Source organism: Bradyrhizobium sp. USDA3516, assembly GCF_057651995.1.
Window position 1 is genome coordinate 33324 of the sequence record NZ_JBYGYN010000011.1, and the last position, 20360, is coordinate 53683.

23 protein-coding genes are annotated in these 20360 nt (G+C 65.3%); all 23 read left to right on the forward strand.

Annotated features, from left to right (window positions below; genetic code table 11):
- The first annotated feature begins 3 nt into the window (after positions 1 to 3).
- Complete coding sequence (gene flgB, locus AC24YW_RS29320) at positions 4 to 384, forward strand: flagellar basal body rod protein FlgB (protein WP_487485974.1); 381 nt, start codon at positions 4 to 6, stop codon at positions 382 to 384.
- 11 nt (positions 385 to 395) lie between these two features.
- Complete coding sequence (flgC, locus tag AC24YW_RS29325; protein ID WP_487485975.1) at positions 396 to 812, forward strand: flagellar basal body rod protein FlgC; 417 nt, start codon at positions 396 to 398, stop codon at positions 810 to 812.
- A gap of 2 nt (positions 813 to 814) precedes the next feature.
- A complete protein-coding gene (fliE, locus tag AC24YW_RS29330; protein ID WP_487485976.1) occupies positions 815 to 1144 on the forward strand; it encodes a flagellar hook-basal body complex protein FliE in 330 nt (109 codons plus the stop codon).
- An 18-nt stretch (positions 1145 to 1162) separates the two neighbouring features.
- On the forward strand, positions 1163 to 1951 hold the full coding sequence (flgG, locus tag AC24YW_RS29335) for a flagellar basal-body rod protein FlgG (protein ID WP_036006992.1): 789 nt from the start codon (positions 1163 to 1165) through the stop codon (positions 1949 to 1951).
- Positions 1952 to 1964: 13 nt separating this feature from the next.
- On the forward strand, positions 1965 to 2441 hold the full coding sequence (gene flgA, locus AC24YW_RS29340) for a flagellar basal body P-ring formation chaperone FlgA (protein ID WP_487485977.1): 477 nt from the start codon (positions 1965 to 1967) through the stop codon (positions 2439 to 2441).
- Positions 2438 to 3568, forward strand: a complete 1131-nt coding sequence (gene flgI, locus AC24YW_RS29345; RefSeq protein WP_487485978.1) for a flagellar basal body P-ring protein FlgI — start codon at positions 2438 to 2440, stop codon at positions 3566 to 3568. Before flgA ends, flgI begins: the two co-directional genes overlap by 4 nt.
- 67 nt (positions 3569 to 3635) lie before the next feature.
- Positions 3636 to 4394: a MotE family protein gene (locus AC24YW_RS29350; RefSeq protein ID WP_487485979.1), complete on the forward strand. Its 759-nt coding sequence runs from the start codon at positions 3636 to 3638 to the stop codon at positions 4392 to 4394.
- Complete coding sequence (flgH, locus tag AC24YW_RS29355; RefSeq protein WP_487485980.1) at positions 4395 to 5093, forward strand: flagellar basal body L-ring protein FlgH; 699 nt, start codon at positions 4395 to 4397, stop codon at positions 5091 to 5093. It begins immediately after the preceding gene.
- Between the two features lie 42 nt (positions 5094 to 5135).
- Positions 5136 to 5579, forward strand: a complete 444-nt coding sequence (locus AC24YW_RS29360) for a flagellar basal body-associated FliL family protein (protein WP_487485981.1) — start codon at positions 5136 to 5138, stop codon at positions 5577 to 5579.
- On the forward strand, positions 5576 to 6316 hold the full coding sequence (gene fliP / locus AC24YW_RS29365; RefSeq protein ID WP_487485982.1) for a flagellar type III secretion system pore protein FliP: 741 nt from the start codon (positions 5576 to 5578) through the stop codon (positions 6314 to 6316). Before AC24YW_RS29360 ends, fliP begins: the two co-directional genes overlap by 4 nt.
- A 259-nt stretch (positions 6317 to 6575) precedes the next feature.
- The gene (locus tag AC24YW_RS29370; RefSeq protein WP_487485983.1) at positions 6576 to 7484 is read left to right on the forward strand and encodes a flagellin N-terminal helical domain-containing protein; all 909 of its coding nucleotides are present in this window, start codon (positions 6576 to 6578) and stop codon (positions 7482 to 7484) included.
- A gap of 273 nt (positions 7485 to 7757) precedes the next feature.
- Positions 7758 to 8672: a flagellin N-terminal helical domain-containing protein gene (locus AC24YW_RS29375; protein WP_487485984.1), complete on the forward strand. Its 915-nt coding sequence runs from the start codon at positions 7758 to 7760 to the stop codon at positions 8670 to 8672.
- Between the two features lie 296 nt (positions 8673 to 8968).
- Entirely contained in the window at positions 8969 to 10591 is a 1623-nt protein-coding gene (fliF, locus tag AC24YW_RS29380; protein ID WP_487485985.1) for a flagellar basal-body MS-ring/collar protein FliF, read from the forward strand.
- Complete coding sequence (locus AC24YW_RS29385; protein ID WP_487485986.1) at positions 10588 to 11280, forward strand: hypothetical protein; 693 nt, start codon at positions 10588 to 10590, stop codon at positions 11278 to 11280. Before fliF ends, AC24YW_RS29385 begins: the two co-directional genes overlap by 4 nt.
- Positions 11281 to 11286: 6 nt before the next feature.
- The gene (locus AC24YW_RS29390) at positions 11287 to 12600 is read left to right on the forward strand and encodes a MotB family protein (protein WP_487485987.1); all 1314 of its coding nucleotides are present in this window, start codon (positions 11287 to 11289) and stop codon (positions 12598 to 12600) included.
- Positions 12597 to 13769, forward strand: a complete 1173-nt coding sequence (locus AC24YW_RS29395) for a chemotaxis protein (protein ID WP_487485988.1) — start codon at positions 12597 to 12599, stop codon at positions 13767 to 13769. Before AC24YW_RS29390 ends, AC24YW_RS29395 begins: the two co-directional genes overlap by 4 nt.
- Positions 13766 to 15109 carry a flagellar hook-length control protein FliK gene (fliK, locus tag AC24YW_RS29400; protein WP_487485989.1) on the forward strand — a complete coding sequence of 448 codons (1344 nt, stop codon included), beginning with the start codon at positions 13766 to 13768 and terminating at the stop codon, positions 15107 to 15109. Before AC24YW_RS29395 ends, fliK begins: the two co-directional genes overlap by 4 nt.
- Positions 15060 to 15641 (forward strand): transglycosylase SLT domain-containing protein, encoded by a 582-nt coding sequence (locus AC24YW_RS29405; protein WP_487485990.1) that lies wholly within the window; start codon positions 15060 to 15062, stop codon positions 15639 to 15641. The genes fliK and AC24YW_RS29405 overlap by 50 nt, the downstream gene beginning before the upstream one ends.
- 106 nt (positions 15642 to 15747) lie before the next feature.
- Positions 15748 to 16980: a flagellar hook protein FlgE gene (locus AC24YW_RS29410; protein WP_487485991.1), complete on the forward strand. Its 1233-nt coding sequence runs from the start codon at positions 15748 to 15750 to the stop codon at positions 16978 to 16980.
- A 34-nt stretch (positions 16981 to 17014) separates the two neighbouring features.
- A complete protein-coding gene (flgK, locus tag AC24YW_RS29415) occupies positions 17015 to 18490 on the forward strand; it encodes a flagellar hook-associated protein FlgK (RefSeq protein WP_487485992.1) in 1476 nt (491 codons plus the stop codon).
- A gap of 3 nt (positions 18491 to 18493) precedes the next feature.
- A complete protein-coding gene (locus AC24YW_RS29420; RefSeq protein ID WP_487485993.1) occupies positions 18494 to 19540 on the forward strand; it encodes a flagellar hook-associated family protein in 1047 nt (348 codons plus the stop codon).
- 55 nt (positions 19541 to 19595) lie between these two features.
- Positions 19596 to 19943: a flagellar biosynthesis regulator FlaF gene (gene flaF / locus AC24YW_RS29425; protein WP_487485994.1), complete on the forward strand. Its 348-nt coding sequence runs from the start codon at positions 19596 to 19598 to the stop codon at positions 19941 to 19943.
- Entirely contained in the window at positions 19940 to 20350 is a 411-nt protein-coding gene (flbT, locus tag AC24YW_RS29430) for a flagellar biosynthesis repressor FlbT (protein WP_487485995.1), read from the forward strand. The genes flaF and flbT overlap by 4 nt, the downstream gene beginning before the upstream one ends.
- The last annotated feature ends 10 nt before the right edge of the window (positions 20351 to 20360 follow it).

Consider the following 20360-nt stretch of genomic DNA (forward strand, 5'->3'; position numbering starts at 1 on the left):
GTCGTGGGACCGCTTTATCTCTTCGAACTCGCATCGTCGCAGGCGCGCTATCTCGAGCTGCGTCAGTCGACCATCGCCACCAACGTCGCCAACGCCAACACGCCGGGCTTCCGGGCGCGCGACGTCGAGCCGTTCAACAAGGTGCTCGACGGCGTGCCGGTGAGGCTCGCGACGACGTCGCCCTCGCACATGCAACTGGCCGCAGCCGAGACCGACACGCGGGCGACCGCGAAGAAGGACAGCTGGGAAGTGGTTCACTCCGGCAACTCCGTCAGCCTCGAGCAGGAAATGATCAAGGGCAGCGACATCAACCGCGACTATTCGATGAACGCGGCGATCGTGCGGTCGTTTCACCGCATGGTGCTGTCGAGTGCAAAGGCCTGAGGTGAATTGACATGCTGGACTCATTGAGCGCCTCGCTGACGGTCGCAAGCTCCGGGCTCGAAGCGCAGTCGACGCGCATGCGCATCGTCTCGGAGAACCTCGCGAACGCCACCTCGACCGGGCGCGTCGCCGGCGCCGATCCGTATCAGCGCAAGACCATCACCTTCGATGCCGCGATGGACCGCGCCTCGGGCGCGCAGCTCGCGAAGGTCAAGGAGATCGGGGTCGACACCACGCCCTACCGCGTGGAGTACGATCCGGGACATCCCGCCGCCGACAAGGCCGGCTACGTCAAGCTGCCGAACGTGAACATGATGATCGAGATGGCCGACATGCGGGAGGTCAACCGTTCCTATGAGGCCAATCTCCAGGTCGTGAAACAGGTGAGATCCATGCTCGGCATGACCATCGATCTCTTGAGGAGCTGACCATGCTTGAGGCGATTTCATCCACCGCGATTTCCGCAGGGCAAGCGGCGAGCCGCGCAAGCGAGACGCAGGCCGTCTCGCCCGCCGCAATAAATTCGGTCCAGGCCGGCGACGATCTCGGCTTCGAATCGGTGATGAAGCAGGTGACGTCCGATGCGATCGGGACGCTGAAGGCGGGCGAGGCGGCATCGATCTCGGCAATGCAGGGCAAGGAGTCGACGCGCCGCGTCGTGGAGGCGCTGATGTCGGCCGAGCAGGCTCTGCAGACGGCGGTCGCGGTTCGCGACAAGGTCGTGCAAGCCTATCAAGAAGTCGTTCGGATGTCGATCTGACCTGAAGGAATGAAGTAAGTGAAATCGCTCGCCATTGCGGCCACGGGCATGAACGCCCAGCAGACCAACATCGAAGTCATCGCGAACAACATCGCCAACATCAACTCGACCTCCTACAAGCGGGCGCGCGCGGAGTTCACAGATCTGTTCTACCAGATGGACCGCATGCAGGGCGTGGCGAACACCAACGGTTCCTCGCCGATTCCGGAGGGCGCCAATCTCGGCCTCGGCGTCAAGTCGGCGGCGATCCGCAAGCTGCACATCCAGGGCGCGCTGACGCAGACCGGCAATCCCTATGATCTCGCGATCAACGGCCGCGGCTGGTTTCAGGTGCTCGGCCCGAACAACGAGGTGCAATACACCCGTGCGGGCTCGTTCAACGTCAACGCCAACGCTCAGCTCGTCACGATCGACGGCTACCTGCTGGATCCCGCGATCACCATCCCGCAGGGGACGGTCGAGGTGACGGTCAACCAGACCGGCCAGGTGTTTGCCAAGCTCGACACGGAAGTGAATCCGAGGCAGATCGGCCAGCTCAACCTCGCCAACTTCGCCAACGAAGCCGGTCTCGAGCCGCTGGGCAGCAATCTCTACAAGGAGACCACGGCATCCGGCACGCCGGTCGTCGGTCTGCCGGGCGATGCCGGCTACGGCAAGATCAACCAGAAATGGCTGGAAGCCTCGAACGTCGACCCGGTCAAGGAAATCACCGAATTGATCTCGGCACAGCGTGCCTACGAAATGAATGCCAAGGTCATCCAGGCCTCGGACGAAATGGCCCAGACGGTCTCGAAGGGGATGCGCTAGTTCCGGTGTCTCGATGTTGAACAGGGTGGGCCTGATTGTGCGCGGGTTGGCCGCCGTGCTGCTGGTTCTCGTCGCGGCGCGGGTCGCCGCGGCCGAGGAGAAGCGGCTTCCGGTGCCGGCCGTCTCGATCCGCGCCGGCGAGATGATCCGCGAGGAGATGATCACCGAGCGCGCCTTCGCGCCGAGCCTGCTCGGCGTTGCCATGTTCATCGAGGGACGTCAGGTCCTGGTCGGTCGCATGGCGCGGCGCGCGCTGTTGCCGGGCCAGCCTATTCCGACCAATGCGGTGGAGGACCCCTGGTCCGTCGCGCGCGGCGCCATGGTCAAGGTCGTGGTCGAGGACAGCGGCCTGTCCATCGTCACTTACGGCTCGGCGATGCAATCGGGTTCAGCCGGCGCGCTGATCCCCGTGCGCAATACGGACACCGGCGTGATCATCAGGGGCGTCGTCCAGCCGGACGGCACCGTCAAGGTCATGGACGGATCATGATCAGGCTCCTGCTTGCGCTCATGTTGCTGGTGTCGGCCGCCAGCGCCCAGGCCGCCGTCCGCATCAAGGACATCGCGGACATCAAGGGTCTGCGCGAGAATCAGATCGTCGGCTACGGCCTCGTCATCGGCCTCAACGGCACCGGCGACACGCTGCGCAACGCTCCGTTCACCGAACAGTCGCTGCAGTCGATGCTCGAGAACATGGGCATCAATGTCAGGAACGAGACCACGAGCACCAACAATCCCCCGCGGCCGACCACGCTGCGCACGCGCAACGTCGCAGCGGTGATGGTGACGGCGGACCTGCCGCCTTCGATCGGGCCCGGTGAGCGCATGGACGTCACCGTGTCCTCGCTCGGCGATGCGACGTCGCTGCTCGGTGGCACGCTGGTGATGACGTCGCTGCGCGCGGCGGACGGCGCCGTCTATGCGGTGGCGCAGGGCGCGATCACGGTCGCCGGCTACAGCGTCGGAGGCCAGGCGCAGAACGTCAGCCAGGGCACGCCGACGGCCGGACGCATCCCGAACGGTGCACTGGTCGAGCGCGAAGTGCAGGGAAGCCTCCACGAGATGGAGTTCCTGGTGCTTCAGCTGAAGAACCCCGATTTCGTCACCGCAACGCGCATCCTCGACGCCGTCAACCGCTACGCCGGCGGTCGCTACCGCGCGCAGATCGCCTTCGAGCGCGACTACCGCACCATCGTGCTGTCGAAGCCGCGGCATGTCGGCCCCGTCCGCTTCCTCGCCGAGATCGGCGAGTTGGTGGTCGAGCCGGACACGCCGGCGCGGGTCGTGATCAACGAGCGCACTGGCACGGTCGTGATCGGGCGCGACGTGCGGATATCGACCGTTGCCGTCACCCACGGCAATCTGACGGTTCGCGTCACGGAGATGCCGGTGGTGTCGCAGCCGGCGCCGTTCTCGCGGGGACAGACGGTGGTCGTCCCGCAGACGGTCGTCGAAGCCAACGAGGCGGGATCGCAGGTGGCGATCCTGAGCGGGGTCGATCTCCAGCGCCTGGTGCGCGGGCTGAACCAGATCGGCCTGAAGCCATCGGGGATCATCGCGATCCTCCAGGCGATCAAGACGGCAGGCGCACTCCAGGCCGACGTCATCGTGCAATGATGCGCAAGCGTCGTGCAAGCTTGGTCGCTCAATGCTCAGGTCTGAAGCGAGAATCGCACGCGGCCCGATGCTGAAGTTGGATCACAAAGCCAAACTCCTCCTGCTGGCCGCGGCAACAATGCTCGCGAGCGCCTCGCCGGTGCTCGCCCTGGACGAGGCCAAGCCGTCGAAACCGCTCAACCTGCTCTCCTTCGCCCGCGCCCGCGCGGGCGGGCCGCAGAAGCCGCAGCCGCCGGCCACCGCGACACCTGGCGACAATACTGCGGTCCGCGCCACGGCATGGGCGGCCGAGGATTCGGGCGCGGTCGTCACCGGTGCGGTGCCGGAAGCGCCGACGCCTGCGCCCGCGCCGGCCCGTCCGGCCAAGCCCGGCAGCGTCACGGCGCCGCCGAAGCCTGCACCGCCGCAGGCTGCGCCGGCTCCCGACAACGAAATCGCCCTGTTCTGCAGCAACGTCGCCGATCCCGCCGTCGACGCCAGGCTGGCCTGGCAGCTCAAGGAGCTCGAGAGGGCGGAGAGCCTGCTGCGCGAGCGCATCGCCGAAGTCGAGGCCAAGCGCGCCGAATACGAGAAGTGGATGGCGCTGCGCGACGACTTCCTGAAGAAGGCCGAAGCCAGCGTCGTCGAGATCTATTCGCGCATGAAGCCCGAAGCTGCGGCGACGCAGATCGCCGGCATGGCCGACGAGACCGCCGCCGCCGTGCTCGCCAAGCTCAGCCCGCGCAGCTCGAGCGCGATCTTCAACGAGATGGACACGGCACGCGCGGCGCACCTCGCCGACCTGCTCGGCGGCATGCGTCGCGTGGACGACGGAAAGAGCAAATAGATGAACAGGCCGATCCTCTCCCTTGTCGCGGCATCGGTGCTCCTGGCCGGGTGCTACCATCCGGCCGAAGTCCTGACCGGTCCGCAGATGTCGCCTGTCGGCAGCGGCCTGCGGATGCAGGCCGATCCGATCCCGGTGACGCCGCGCATGCGCACGCCCGTCAGCTACCGCTCCACCTGGGACGATGGCACCGATCTCTACCGCGATCCCCGCGCCCGCCGCACCGGCGACGTCGTGACGGTGATCATCTCGATGCAGGACAAGGCCAAGCTCGACAACAAGACCGGCCGCTCGCGCGACTCGCAGGTCAAGTTCGGGCTCGACTGGCTGATGGACGTGGCCGGATGGGCCGACACGGGTTCGGCCAACGCCAATCTCAGCACCAACACCCAGATCAAGGGTAACGGCCAGATCGACCGCACCGAAGACATCAAGCTGTCGATCGCGGCCATCGTCACCGACGTGCTGCCGAACGGCAACATGATGATCAGCGGCTCGCAGGAGTTTCGCGTCAACACGGAGATGCGCGTGCTCAACGTCGGAGGCATCGTGCGTCCGCGCGATATCTCGCGAGCCAACACCATCTCCTACGACAAGATCGCCGAGGCGCGCGTGTCCTATGGCGGCCGCGGAAATCTGTCGGACGTGCAGCAGCCTGGATGGGGACACCGGATCTATGACGCCGTGGCACCGTTCTGAGACCGGCGCCGGCAGGGGCGCTTTGCGATGCCAGGGGACGCCATGCGCCTGATCGCCGCCATCGTCGTGCTGACCCTGATCGCGATCGGCGCGGGCGCGATTGCCGGTCTGCATCTGATCGCGACCGCCGAGCGCGTTGCCGACGCCAAGAAGAGCGCCACGCCGGCGCCGATGGCGTCGAGCTACGCCGGCAGCGCGCGGCTCAGGAAGTTGTCGCCGATCGTGACCAATCTCGCCGCGCCGGCCAACAATTGGGCGCGCATTGAAGCCTCGATGGTGACCGACAGCATGAGCGACGAGGATGCCGGCATTCTGGCCGCCCATATCAGCGAGGACATCGTGACCTATCTGCGGTCGGCGACGGTGGCGCAGTTCGAGGGATCGCGCGGGCTCCAGCATCTGCGCGACGACCTGACCGAGCGCGCCAATATCCGCTCGTCGGGCAAGGTCCGCGAATTGATCATCGAGACGCTGGTGATCCAGTGAGGGTGAAAGTCCTGCTGCTCGCGCTGGTTCTGGTCGTGCTGCCCGAAGCGGCGCTGGCCCAGATTCTGGACCTGAATTCCCTGCTGCCGCCCGGAAACGGCTCGACCAGCGGCCGTATCATCCAGCTGATGGCGCTGATCACCGTGCTATCGGTGGCGCCGGGGCTGCTCATCATGGTGACGAGCTTCACGCGATTTGCGGTGGCGTTGTCGTTCCTGCGGGCCGGTCTCGGCCTCCAGACCACGCCTGCGAACCTGGTGCTGATCAGTCTCGCGCTGTTCATGACCTTCTACGTCATGGCGCCGACCTTCGACCGGGCCTGGGAGACCGGCGTCCAACCGCTGATGAAGAACGAGATCTCGGAGGAGGAAGCCTATCTGAAGATCACCGATCCGTTCCGCGAGTTCATGCTGGCCCATGTCCGCGACAAGGATCTCCAGACCTTCGAAGCGCTCGCCGCTGAAAGCTTCCGCAGGAAGTTCGACGACAAGCGGGTCGATCTGCGCGTCATCATTCCGGCCTTCATGATCTCCGAGCTCCGGCGCTCGTTCGAGATCGGATTCCTCATCATCCTGCCGTTCCTGGTGATCGACATGATCGTGGCGACGCTGACCATGTCGATGGGCATGATGATGATGCCGCCGACGATCCTCGCGCTGCCGTTCAAGATGCTGTTCTTCGTGCTGATCGACGGCTGGAATCTGCTGGCCTCCGGACTGGTCCGCTCGTTCTCGTGAGAGCGGCGAGCGCCGGCCGGTTATGGTTAAGCGAAACGCGCCGGATATGGTTAGCCGAGCGTTATTTTAACCATATGATTTCATTGTGGAATTCAAGCGCGTCTTAATCCGGAAGCAAGATTCGGCGTGCTAGCAACACCGTACGGCGGGTTGGACCCACCCACATCAGTCCAAAGGCATGATGCCGCCCTTCCGTACCGGTGAAAGCCCGGTATGTCCCCTCGTGAAAATGTAACGCGTACATAAAGGGACATTCGCAATGTCAAGCCTGCTTACGAACTCGACTGCCATGACCGCACTCCAGACCCTGCGGTCTGTGGGTTCGCAACTCTCCACCACGCAGAACCGGATCTCGACCGGCCAGCGCGTGGCCACGGCTTCGGACAACGCGGCCTATTGGTCGATCGCCACCTCGATGCGCTCCGACAACGCCGCGCTCTCCGCCGTCTCCGACTCGCTCGGCCTGTCGGCCGCGACCGTCGACACCGAATATACCGCTCTCACCTCGGTGATCGGCGACAAGGATTCGGGTCTGACCAAGCTCCAGGCGCTGCTGGTCCAGTCCAAGACTGCAGGTATCGACCGCACCAAGATCCAGGCCGACATCACCCAGATCCAGCAGGACATGAAGCTGAAGGCCAACTCGGCGACCTTCAACGGCATCAACTGGCTGAGCACCACGACGGGTACCACCCCGACGAGCTTCAGCCTGGTGTCGTCCTACTCGCGCGTCGGCGGCACGCCCACCATCGGCTCGATCACGGTGACGACGGCCAACTACACGCTCTACTCCACCACGCAGACCGGCATTCTGGACACCGTGGCCGGCAGCGCCTCGGTCGACACGATCAACATCTCCGCGCTGACCGACTCGGCGGCCGACCAGACCACGCTCGATGGCTACATCGCGCAGGTCACCTCTGCGATCAACTCGGTGGCCTCGGCCGCCGCCGATCTCGGTGCGGTCAAGAACCGTATCTCGACCAACACCAACTTCGTGAAGTCGCTGATGGACTCGGTTGATCGCGGTGTCGGCCAGCTCGTCGACGCCGACATGAATGCGGAATCCACCCGCCTTGCCGCGCTTCAGGTCCAGCAGCAGCTCGGCGTGCAGGCGCTCTCGATCGCCAACAACAACAGCCAGAGCATCCTGTCGCTGTTCCGCTAATACGCACGTCATCGGAGCAGGGGCCGTGCTTCTCGCGAAGCGCGGCCCTTTCGCTTGGGCATGGCTACGTGCGCCCGAGTCCGGCCGGCTGTTGCGGCCGGAACACAGGGCCACAAGCCCCGCACAAGCTTCGCTCGCTAACCTCACCGCTACGACAGATTGGGCCCTGAACCCGCGTTTGCGGCACGCCCAAAGGCATGACGCCGCCCTGTCGTACCGGTGCAAGCCCGGTATGTCCCCCAAGCTCGATTCAATCTTCAAAGGGACATCAAAATGGGTTCTAGTCTTCTCACCAACTCCTCCGCCATGACCGCGCTCCAGACCTTGCGGTCTGTCAGCACGCAACTCGCCACCACGCAGAACCGGATCTCCACCGGTCAGCGCGTGTCCACCGCTTCCGACAACGCTGCCTATTGGTCGATTGCGACTTCGATGCGCTCCGACAACGCCGCGCTGTCCGCGGTCTCCGACTCGCTCGGCCTGTCGGCTGCGACCGTCGATACCGAATATACCGCTCTGACCTCGGTGATCGGCGACAAGGAGTCCGGCCTGACCAAGCTCCAGGCGCTGCTGGTCGAAGCCAAGACCGCCGGTATCGATCGTACCAAGATCCAGGCCGACATCACCCAGATCCAGCAGGACATGAAGCTCAAGGCCAATTCGGCCACCTTCAACGGCATCAACTGGCTGAGCACGACGACGGGTACCACCCCGACGAGCTTCAACCTCGTGTCGTCCTACTCCCGCGTCGGTGGTACGCCCACCATCGGCTCGATTACGGTGACGACCGCCAACTACACGCTCTACTCGACGACGCAGACCGGTATCCTGGACACCGTGGCCGGCAGCGCCTCGGTCGACACGATCAGCATCTCGGCACTGACCGACTCGGCGGCCGACCAGACCACGCTCGATGGCTACATCGCGCAGGTCACAGCGGCGATCAACTCGGTGGCCTCGGCCGCTGCCGATCTCGGCGCGGTCAAGAACCGCATCTCGACCAACTCGGAATTCGTCAAGACCCTGATGGACTCCGTGGATCGCGGTGTCGGTCAGCTCGTCGACGCCGACATGAACGCGGAATCGACCCGCCTGCAGGCTCTGCAAACCCAGCAGCAGCTCGGCGTTCAGGCGCTCTCGATCGCCAACCAGAACAGCCAGAGCATCCTGTCGCTGTTCCGCGGCTAAGCGGCGCTTTCGAAAACGACCGTGCTCCTTCAGGGAGCACGGTCCCCGCCGTGATGGTGGGCGCCGACGCGCGACGTGCCGGCAATCGAACCTTCGTCAGACTTCTTGCGACACGCCGCAGCCGGTCGGGCTGCCCTGCGCCCGAGCGCTCGCTCGCGGCTGCCAAACCGATTGCATCGCCCGGCCTTGTAAAATTGCAACGCCTCGCCCGCGAACCCGAACATTCGCGCTTCGCGCAACCTTCAGACAAGGTTGGCAGCTGAGTGTCGTCACCATTCGCATTGGTACGAGGTCATATGCTCAGTCGTGCGCAGGTACAGCAACTGCTCAACAATCTGCTGGAGCTTGGGCCGCGACGCCTGATGGCCTTGGGACTGATCGGCTTTGCGGTTCTCGTCACTGTCGTCGGCGGCGCGTATTATCTCAGCCGCCCCGAGTTTGAGACGCTCTACACCGGCCTCAGCCGCGAAGACGTGACGCGCATCGGCGCGGCGCTGCGCGAGCAGAACATCACCTTCGACGTCAATTCCGCCGGCGATGCGGTCTCGGTGCGTCCGAGCCAGACCATGCAGGCACGGATGCTGCTGGCCGAGAAGGGGCTGCCGACCAGCGCCAATTCCGGCTACGAGCTGTTCGACAAGATCGGCTCGCTCGGGCTGACCTCGTTCATGCAGGAGGTCACCAAGCTGCGCGCGCTCGAAGGCGAGATTGCCCGCACCGTCCAGCTGATGAAAGGCGTGAAGGCGGCGCGCGTGCATATCGTGATGCCGGTGCGCGGCTCGTTCCGCGCGACGCAGCAGCCGCCTTCGGCATCGGTGGTGCTGCGTACCGACGGCGCGATCGAGGCGCGCACGGCGCAGTCGATCCGGCATCTCGTCGCCGCCGCCATTCCCGGCATGAGCCGCGACAAGGTGACGGTGCTCGACGCCGACGGCTCGATGCTGCTCGCCGAAGAGGACGAGGCCAGCGCCGCGCCGACCAAGATGGCGAGCCTGCAGAAGACGGTCAGCGGCATGGTGCAGGAGAGCATCCGCAAGGCGCTGACGCCGTATCTCGGCCTCGACAATTTCGAGGTCAGCGTCGCTCCGCAGCTGTCCACCGACAAGCGGCAGATCAACGAGACGGTCTACGATCCCGAGAACCGCGCCGAGCGCTCGGTGCGGGCCGTACGCGAGAAGGAATCCTCGCAGAACGCCGACCGCTCGTCCCCGACCACGGTGCAGCAGAATCTGCCCGACCAGCAGGTCAATGCGGGCGGCGGCAAGAACTCCAGCGAGGACAAGACCCGCCGCGAGGACGTCACCAATTTCGAGGTCTCGTCCAAGACCACGACGACGGTCAGCGACGGCTATTCGGTCAAGAAGCTGTTCATCGCGGTCCTGGTGAACCGCGCGCGGCTGGTCGCCGATCTCGGCGACAAGAGCAACCAGGCCATCATCGACAGCAAGCTCGCCGAGATCAGCCAGCTCGCGGCGACCGCGGGCGGATTGGACAAGGCGCGCGGCGATCAGATCCAGGTGACGGCGGTCGATTTCATCGAGGGCTCGCGTGAGCTCGCGCCGGTGCCGCCGATCAGCTTCGTCGAGATGATCAACAAGCAGCTCGGCAGCGTCATCAACGCGATCACGATCCTGGCCGTGGCGTCGATGCTGGTCTGGTTCGGGCTGCGGCCGGCGGTCAACGGCATTCTGACCCATCGCGCCGAGCAGGAGCAGGCGGCGGCCGAGGCCGCCCAGCTCGAAGCCTCGGCGGCCCTTGCGCTACCCGACGGCGACGAAGCCGAGCTCAACCTCGTCGAAGACCTCGAAGGCAAGATGCAGCGAACGCCGCAGAAGCGCCTCGAGCAGATCGTGCGGCTCGATCAGATGCAGGCGGCGGCGATCCTTAAGGACTGGATGCGACGCGAGGAGGCGGCATGAACGCGGCAATCGGAAAGCTCCTGACGCAGTTCGATGCGAATGGCCGGATCAAGTCGCCGCCGCCGCCGCCTCCGAAAATCCAGGACGTGCTGACCAGGCCGAAGGAGGCGAGGCGCGATCCGCAGCCTCAATCGCAGCCGCAGGCCAACACGCAGCTTCAAGCGCCGTCTCCGGCGCCCGCGCCGGAAGCGCCGTCGGCCAATCTCCTGGACGATGCCTATCGCCGCGGCCATGCCGCGGGTGTCGCGGAAGGCGACGCCAAATTGGCCGAGGAGCGCGTCCGCAGCGCGATCCGGCTCGGCGAAGAGCGGGCCAAATGGTCCGACCAGCAGGCGGTCGCGATCGTCAGCGGCTTCGAGGCGGCCTGCCGCGAGATCGAGACCAACATTGCAAGCTCCGTAGCCCGGATCCTGCTGCCGTTCCTCACCGATGCGGTGCGCGACAGGGCGATCGGATCGCTGGTCGAGCAGATCGCGGCGCTGACCGGCAGCTCGTCGGCGCCGGCCTTCAAGGTCACCGGCCCGAGCGAGCTGCTGGACCTCGTGAAGACGGAGCTCGAGGCATCCCGGCGGACGGGCATCGCATACGAGGCTGCCGAGACGCTCGAGGTGCGCGTCGTGGCCGACCAGACCGTGATCGAGACGCAGATCTCCGCCTGGAGTGAACGCCTCAAGGAAGCGCGCCGGTAGTCCGCCATGGAGGAGGTCAAGCATGAGATCGTGATCGTCCGCCGCCGTAGCGCTTTCGCCGAGGAGGCGCATCATGGCGGCGTCTGGAAGATCGCCTATGCGGACTTCATGACCGCGATGATGGCGTTCTTCCTCGTCATGTGGCTGCTCAACGCGCTCAACCAGGATCAGAAGCAGGTCGTCGCGAGTTACTTCAACCCGATCAAGCTCGCCGAGAACGCACCTGCCCCAAAGGGTCTCAAGGATCTCGCCAACAAGGAGCCGTCGTCGTTCGAAGGCCAGGACGGCAAGCGCCAGCCGGCCGGGCCGAACGAGGAACGTCGCGGCGATTCTCCGACGGCCGAGAAGCCGGCCTCTTTCGAGGAGAAGGTCCTGTTTCGCGACCCCTACGCGACGCTCGCCGAGATCGCCAACAGCGCGAACCAGTCCACGGGCCAGCGGCGCGCCGGCGCTCTGACCTCCGCCGAAGAGGACGGCCTCAAGGGGGGTGATGCCTATCGCGATCCCTTCGATCCCGGCTATTGGAAGCTGGCGCCGCAGGCGTCCAAGGACGCCGATCGCTTCATCGAGAACGAGCCGAAGCCGAATGCTTCCGCGCGAGACGGCGCAGCTGGAACGAATCCGGGCGAGCTGCTGGCGCGCCGGAGCAGGACGGATGATGCCGGCGGCAGCGTGGCTCCGAGCCCGGAGAGCTCCTTCGCGAGCCCGTCGCCCCTGCTGCCGCCGGGCGCCGCACCGACGCAGTCAGCGCGCGAGGGCAGCGCCCAAGCCGGCGTTCAGGCGAGCGCCGGCCCGCAGGCGCGTCCCAACGATACGGCGAAGGAGTCGGAAGCGCGCGACACGGCGCCAACGCAGCAGCCGACCCTCAAGCAGCTTCAGTCCGCGATCGCGGAGGCGCTGTCGGACATCAAGGCGGGGGCGGGGCCGGCGGCCGAGGTGCGTCAGGTCGAGGAAGGGCTCCTGGTCAGCCTGACCGACGATGCGAGCTTCGGCATGTTCGCGGTCGGCTCGGCGGAGCCGCGGCCCGAGCTGATCCGCGTGATCGACAAGATCGGGCCGCTGCTGATGAAGCGCCAGGGCATGATCATCGTCCGCGGCCATACCGACAATCGGCCGTACCGGTCGGAAACTTACGACAATTGGCGGCTGTCGACCGCTCGTGCGCAGATGGCCTATTACATGCTGGTCCGCTCCGGCGTGGATGCGCGGCGGATCGAGCATATCGAAGGTTACGCCGATCGGCGGCCGAAGCTTCCGAACGACCCGGCGGCCGCACAGAACCGCCGGATCGAGATCCTGATCCGGGAGAAGCGCCCTTGATCAGGCTGCTGTGCCGCGCCGCCTTGCTGCTGCTGCCGTTCACGGCGGCAAATGTGCTTGCCCAGCCTGCGCCCCAGGGCAGCGAACCCTATGAGCTCGTCCGCGCGTTGCAAGCGGTGCAGGACGGCATCGCCCGCGGCAACACCGCAGCACATGGCAATCATATCTCCTTGATCCGGCACATCGGCGAGAAATTTCTCGCTGCCGATCCCGCGGTGTGGAGCAATCCGCAGAACGGCCAGGCCGCCGTCATCTACCTGCTCAGCGGCGGTGCGCCGCAAATCGTTCGCAAGCTGCCGCGCGACAAGATGAACGTTGACGAGCGGCTGTTCAACGGTGCGCTCGCCTATGTCGAGGGTCGTCAGGAGGAGGCGCGGGAGCTGCTTAAGGAGATCAAGCCGCGGACCATTCCCTCTGGACTGGGCGGACAGGTCGCGCTGGTTCAGGGCGCGCTGTTCGCGCGCGCCGGGGCGTCGCTCGCGATCGAGCGCCTGGACGATGCGCGCCTGCTGCTACCCGGCACGCTGGTCGAGGAAGCGGCGCTGCGGCGCGAGATCCTGCTGGTGGGGCAGGCGGAGGATTTCGAGAAGTTCGAGTTCCTGACGCTGGCCTATGTCCGCCATTACCGCAACTCGATCTATGCCGGCGATTTCTGGCAGCGCTTCTCCGCGGGGCTGACGCAATCGAGCCTCGCACTCGACGAGCGCCGCTTTGCGCGGATCTCAGCCCTGCTGGAGCAGATCGATCTCGCCAGCCGCGTCAAGCTGTATCTCGTAATCGCCCGCGCCGCGATGGTGCGCGGAAGGCTGACGGTGACCCGGTTGGCCGGCGAGCGGGCATTGACCCTCAGCGCGGATGCATCGGCGGAGCGCGAGCGCGCCCACTTCTTCCGCGGCGCCTCGCGCGTGCTTACGGACGAATATGACGGCGGTCTCGCCGAACTGAAGGCGCTCGACCGGTCGAAGCTGCCCGAGCGCGACGTCCCCCTTCTCAATGCCACGGTGCAGCTCGCGCTCGACGTCCGCAAGCCGTTCGCGGGCGGATCCGTAGCGGACAAGCCCCCGGCAACGCCGGCGCGACTTGATCTGGCGTCATCGACCGCGACGCTTGCACGCGCGCAGAAGCAGCTCGGCGAGCTCGAACTCCTGACGAAGGACCGCCGTCCTTGACCAAGCTCAGTGGAACCTCCGGACAGCTCTTCTCCGGCCTCGCCGAGAGTCTCAACATGCGCGGGGCGCGCGCGGCAAAGGGCGCCGGGATGAAACCGCAGGCGAGTTCGTCCTTCAACGATCTGCTCCATACCGTCTCGAATCTCGCCAAGCAGGCACTGAGCGAAGACGGCAGCGAAGCGGCCGCGAAGACCGGAACGCCGCGCACGCGTCCGATCCATCCGACCGAGCAGGAGAAGCCGACGCAGGCGACGCTGCGCGAACCCGTCGCGGCCACCGCCGATCCAAAGTCCATGGACGAGGCTTCCGAGACCAAGTCCGACGGGCTGGCGGAGAAACAACGTCCGGTCGATCATGTCACCGGGACAGATCGCCAGGATCAATCCGGCATCGCTGTGATGGTCGGCCAGGAGATCGCTGCCGCGCCTGCCGTCAAGCCGCAGATGCAATTGCCCTCCGCCGACAAGGACGCGCCCGCGCGCGACGAGCGGTCAACCTCGGCGAAGCACGAGGCTCCGGGCGTGATGAAGGCGCCAACCGCCGATACCGTCCCATCCGGACTTGCCCCGACCGCCGCACGCTCGCAGGCTGCGACTTCGCAAGCGATGGCCGCGTCGCAGCCGGAGCTGATGCAAGGTACGGAGGCTTCGAGCGCAAGGCCAGCATCACCCGGCTTCGAGGCCGTCACGGCCGATGTCGAGCGTGCTGCCAAGGCTTCGGCGCGCGCGGCGCTGCCCGAGACGACCAAGGTGACCGTGGTCCAGCAGGAAACCCATCTGCCGCCGGCTCAGTTCAACGCCCCGCAGCAGGTCGCCAATGCGGTCGTCGCCGAGTTGAAGGAGCCCTCGGCACCGGCTGCGTCCGCGGCACCCGATCTCGCAGCATCCCAGACCAACGCACCGGATCAGCCACTGAAGATCCTGACCGTCAATCTCGAACCGCCCGCACTCGGCAACGTCACCGTGCGCCTGCGTCTCGTCGGCACCGAAGTGTCCGTCCAGCTCGCGGCCGAGCGCAAGGACACGAGCCAGATGCTCGACCAGCAGCGCGACCAGATCCGCGATCTCATGCAGTCGGCGGGCTACGTCGCGGACGTCGCCCCGGTGCAGCACGGCGCGCTGGACGGATTCCAGAGCGGCTCCGGCCAGTCGCAGTCCCAGCTCTCGGGCCAGCAACAATCCTCGCCGCAGTCGCAAGGCGCGTTCGGCGGGGCCGGCTCGTCGTCGGGGCAATCCGACGGCGGCGCGAAGCAGTCCCGCGAGGAGCGGCAGTTCAACCAGGAGACGCGTCATGAGCAGGATGTGGCGCCGCATCATCGTCGCGGCCCTGTCTATCTTTAGTGCGGGCGCTGCGGAAGCCGCCGCCGAAACTGCGCGCCCCTGCGAGCGCGAGATGGCGCGCGCGGCCCGGCAGCACGGGATTCCGCTCGGCATTCTCTATGCTGTCGGGCTCACGGAGACCGGCCGGCGCGGGGCGCTTCATCCCTATGCCCTCGGTGCCGACGGCCAGACCGTGTTCGCCAAGGACATGAACGACGCAATCGCGAATTTCGAGGCGATGCGCAGCAAAGGCATCAAGCTGATCGATCTCGGCTGCATGCAGATCAACCATTATTATCACGGCGAAAAGTTCGCTTCGGTCCGGGCGATGTTCGATCCCGCGGGGAACGTCGAATACGCCGCGCGCTTCCTGAAGGAGTTGAAGCAGCGCGAAGGCAGCTGGACCATGGCGGTCGCCCGCTACAATGCAGGTCCCAACAACCAGCCGGCGCAGAAGCGCTATGTCTGTCACATCGTCGCTCATCTCGTCTCGAGCGGCTTCGGCGCGTGGACGGACAAAGCACGCTCCTTCTGTCAGCCCAGGACGGGCTGAAGCAGAGCTGACCGGACCACGACAAGTTGTGCATCGCGCCCAATCATCAGCCCCGCGCAAGCAAGAACCCCCATTGTAGCTGCAACCTACCAAAGGAGCCCCATTCATGAGCCTGTATGGCGTTATGCGCACCGGCGTTTCCGGGATGAACGCGCAGTCCAACAAGCTGTCGACGGTCTCGGACAACATCGCCAACGTCAACACGACCGGCTACAAGCGGGCTTCGACGGAATTCTCCTCGCTGATCCTGAAGAGCGGCTCTGGCAATTACGATTCCGGCGCGGTCGAGACCAAGGTTCGCTATGCCATCAGCGACGGCGGCAATACGCAGTACACCACGTCGACCACGGATCTCCGCGTCCAGGGCAATGGCTTCTTCGTGGTGTCGAACGCCAACAACACGCAGCAATATCTGACGCGGGCCGGCTCGTTCGTGCCCGACAGCCAGGGCAATCTGGTCAACGCGGCCGGCTTTTATCTTCTGGGCCAGCCCGGCAACGTGACCAACTTCTCGCAGAACAGCCTATCCGGCATGGAGATCGTCAACATCGCCCAGGTTTCGCAGGTGCCGGTGCCGTCGACGGCGGGCACGCTCACGACCGGCAATTTGGATCCGAAGGCGGCTGTCATTGCTGGTCCGCCCGGCCCGGCGTCGTATTCATCGAAGAGCTCGATCGTGGCCTACAACAATATCGGCCAGGCCGTTACGCTCGACGTCTATATGTCCCACACGGCGACGGCTGCCGGCTCGGATACCTGGCAGATCGGGGTCTACGACGCCGCGACGGGCACCTCGCTCGGCGCCGCCACGACTTTCACCTTCGACACCACGGCGGCCGGCAGGGGCGCGCTCGCCGCGGCGAGCCCGACCGGTCTCGCCTTCACCGTTCCCGGAGGTGCGGCGATGACCTTTGACCTGTCGAACTTGACCCAGGTCGGTACCGATTTCAGCTTCAAGGCTACCGTCAATGGCAGCGTTCCCTCGGCCATCGACAAGGTCGATATCGACGATGCCGGCCATGTGACGGCGATCCTCAAGAACGGGCAGCAGCTGACGCTCTACACCATCATGCTTGCCGACGTCGCGAGCCCCGACAATCTGACGCCCGAGCCCGGCAACGTCTATTCGACCAATATGAATTCCGGCAACGCGCAGGTCGGAAATGCCGGCACGGGTGGGCTCGGCACAGTCCAGTCCAGCGCCCTGGAGGACTCCAACGTCGACCTTGCGGACGAACTCACCGGCATGATCGAGGCCCAGCGCGGCTTCACGGCGAACTCGAAATCGTTCCAGACCGGATCGGACCTGCTGGACGTCGTCGTCAACCTGAAGCGTTGAATTCTCCAGCACTCGTTTCGAGCAAGAGCACGCCATGTCGCTTACCGCCGCTCTCAACTCGGCCCGCTCCTCGCTCATGGCGTCGAGCGTCCAGTCCTCGACCATCTCGCGCAACATCGCCGGTGCCGGCGCCGCCGGCTATTCGCGCAAGCTCACCGTGCTGGACAATCTGCCCGGCGCCGGCGTCTATGTCGCGGCGATTCAGCGTGCCGCCAGCTCGGGCCTCTACGACAACGTCCTGATTGCGACCTCGTCGTCCGCCAAGCAGACCGCGATCTATGACGGTCTCCAGAAGATCGCCGCCGCGACGGTGGACGATCCGGAGCTCGACCAGTCGCCGACGGCTCAGCTCAACGCCCTGAAGCAGGCGTTGCAGAAATATGCCAACGCCCCGGACAACACCACGCTGGCGCAGGCGGCCGTCGCGTCGGCCAAGGACATGGCGATCGCGCTCAACCAGGCGACGGAGACGGTGCAGTCGGTCCGCGAAAGCGCCGATGCCGACATGAAGACATCGGTCCAGAACATCAATCAGCTGCTCTCCCGGTTCGAGACCGTGAACACCGCGATCGTGAAGGGCACGATCTCCGGCGACGACATCACCGACTACCTCGACCAGCGCGACAGCATCGTCTCGCAGCTGTCGCAGGAGGTCGGCGTCACCATGTCGATCCGCCCCAACGGCGACGCGGCGCTCTACGCCGACAGCGGCGTCGTGCTGTTCGACAAGACCGCGCGGACGGTGAGCTTTGCGCCGACGAATGTCTACACCGCAGGCACCACGGGCAACGCCGTCTACATCGACGGCGTCCCGGTGACCGGGACCAATTCGGTGATGCCGCTGAAGTCGGGCAAGCTCGCAGGGCTGGCCCAGCTGCGCGACCAGGACGCCGTCACCTATCAGAGCCAGCTCGATGAAATCGCGCGGGGCCTGATCAACACGTTCAGGGAAAGCGATCAGACCGCCGCGGCGCTGCCCGACGTTCCCGGCCTTTTCACCTATCCGGGCGCACCGGCCATGCCGGCGAGCGCGACCGTCTCGGTGGGCCTCGCCGGCACGATCTCGGTCGCCGCATCGGTCGATCCGACCCTGGGCGGCAACCCGAATTTGCTGCGCGACGGCGCGATCAGCGGCAATCCCGCCTACCAATACAACACCGCCGGCAACGGCGGCTACTCGACCCGGCTGCAGCAGCTGATCGGTGGCATGGATGCCGCGCAGCCGTTCGATCCAACGACGCAAGGCAAGCCGAGCGGTAGCCTGATCGACTTCGCATCGTCGTCGACGAGCTGGATCGAGAACCAGCGCAAGACCGCCGACGCCAACTCCGAGTACCAGAACACGCTGCTCAACCGCAGCATCACCGCGTTGTCGAACGTCAACGGCGTCAACATGGACGACGAGATGGCGTTGATGCTCCAGGTCGAGCGCACCTATTCGGCTTCGTCAAAGATCATTTCGACCGTCGATGAAATGCTGCAGAGCCTGCTGGCTGCCGTGGGGAACTGAGCCATGATGAGCGCGAACTACGTCTCGACCTTGATGCTGTCCTCCTCCTTGAGGTTCTCGATCACGAACAATCAGGCGGCGCTGAGCAAGGCAACGACGGAGGCGACCACTGGCCGCTTCTACGATATCGGCCTCGAGCTTGGTGCTACGACGGGAAGCAACCTCACGCTGCGGGCGGACTTCAGCTTCGCCGACCAGCTGGTCGACACCAACGGTCTCGTCGCGGGACGCCTGGACGTGACGCAGAACCGGATCACGCAACTCAACAAGACCGCCACCGACTTCCTCAAGGACCTGATCGCGGCCCGCAGCACCGATGGCGGCGGGCGAGTCATCCTGCCGCCTGCAGCCTCCAATCTCCAGGACCTGATCGGCGCGTTGAATGTCTCCTACAACGGCTCATCGTTGTTCTCAGGCATCAACACGCAGAACGCGCCGATCACGCCCTACACCGCGGGCTCGGCCAGCAAGAACCGGGTCGATGCGGATTTTCTCGCGGCCTTCGGCTTCCCGCAATCCTCGCCCGCCGTGGCGACGATCACGCCGGCCCAGATGAAGACCTTCCTCGACACCACCTTCGATGCCGAGTTTGCGAGCCCGGCCTGGAACACCAACTGGTCGTCAGCCACCGACCAGACCATGCAAAGCCGCATCTCCACGACCGAGATCGCGGAAACGTCGGTGAGCGCCAACGAGATCGGCTTCCGCAGGCTCGCCGAGGCCTACACCATGATGGCCGATCTCGGCAATGTGAACCTGAGCCAGGAGACGTTCCAGGTCGTGGTGGACAAGGCCATCGGGCTGGTCGGCAACGCCATCAACGATCTCGCGGCGCTCGGCGGCAGCGTCGGCACGGTCCAGCAGCGGGTCACCACCGCGACCGCCAAGCTCAAGACGCAGCAGGACATCCTGAACAATCAGATCGTCGGGATGGAAGCGGTCGACCCGACCGAAGCCTCGGTTCGGGTCGAAACCCTGCGGACTCAGATCCAGACGGCGCTGGCGCTCACCTCGCAGCTCCAGAAGATCAGCCTCATCAATTATCTCTGAGTCGGGGCTCGCAACCTTTGTCCGGCTGTTCGGTCTCCTGCCAAGAGTGTTCCTGATGACGTTTGAAGCCTATGAAGCAGTCGCTGACGATAGTGGCTATGAGGCGCGCAGCCGCGAGCGGCAGGCGCTCAGCCTCGGCATCGACCGGCTCGATCGGCTCCAGAAGGGGCCTTTTAGTATCGAGGATCTGGTCGAGAGCCTGCTCTATGTGCGGCGGCTGTGGACGATCTTCATCGAGGATCTTGCGCACCCCGACAACGGACTTCCCGAAAAGCTGCGCGCCGACATCATCTCGATCGGTCTGTGGGTGGTCAAGGAAGCCGATCGTCTTCGCGAGCAGCGGTCGAACGACGTGAAGCAACTCATCGAGATCAACCGCCTGATCCGAGACGCGCTTCAATGAAGATCTCCTTGCGTGCGGGCGAACGGATCTACATCAACGGCGCGGTGCTGCGCGTCGACCGCAAGGTCTCCGTCGAGCTCGTCAACGACGTGATGTTCCTGCTCGAAGGGCAGGTCATGCAGGCGTCCGACGCCACCACGGCGCTGCGACAGCTCTATTTCATGGTCCAGCTCATGCTGATGAACCCGACCGACGTTCGCGACGCTGCGGCGCTCTACGCCCAGCATCACGCCGCCCTGCGTGCCGTTTGCGAGAACCGCGAGATGCTCGACGGGCTTGGCGCTGTCGACGAGCTGGTCGGGGCGAGCCGCTATTTCGAGGCGCTCAAGCGGATCCGCGCCCTGTTCCCGGTGGAGCAGGCGATCCTCGCCGGCGCCGCCCCCATTTCACCCGTCGAGGCTGCCTGACAGCGGAGAG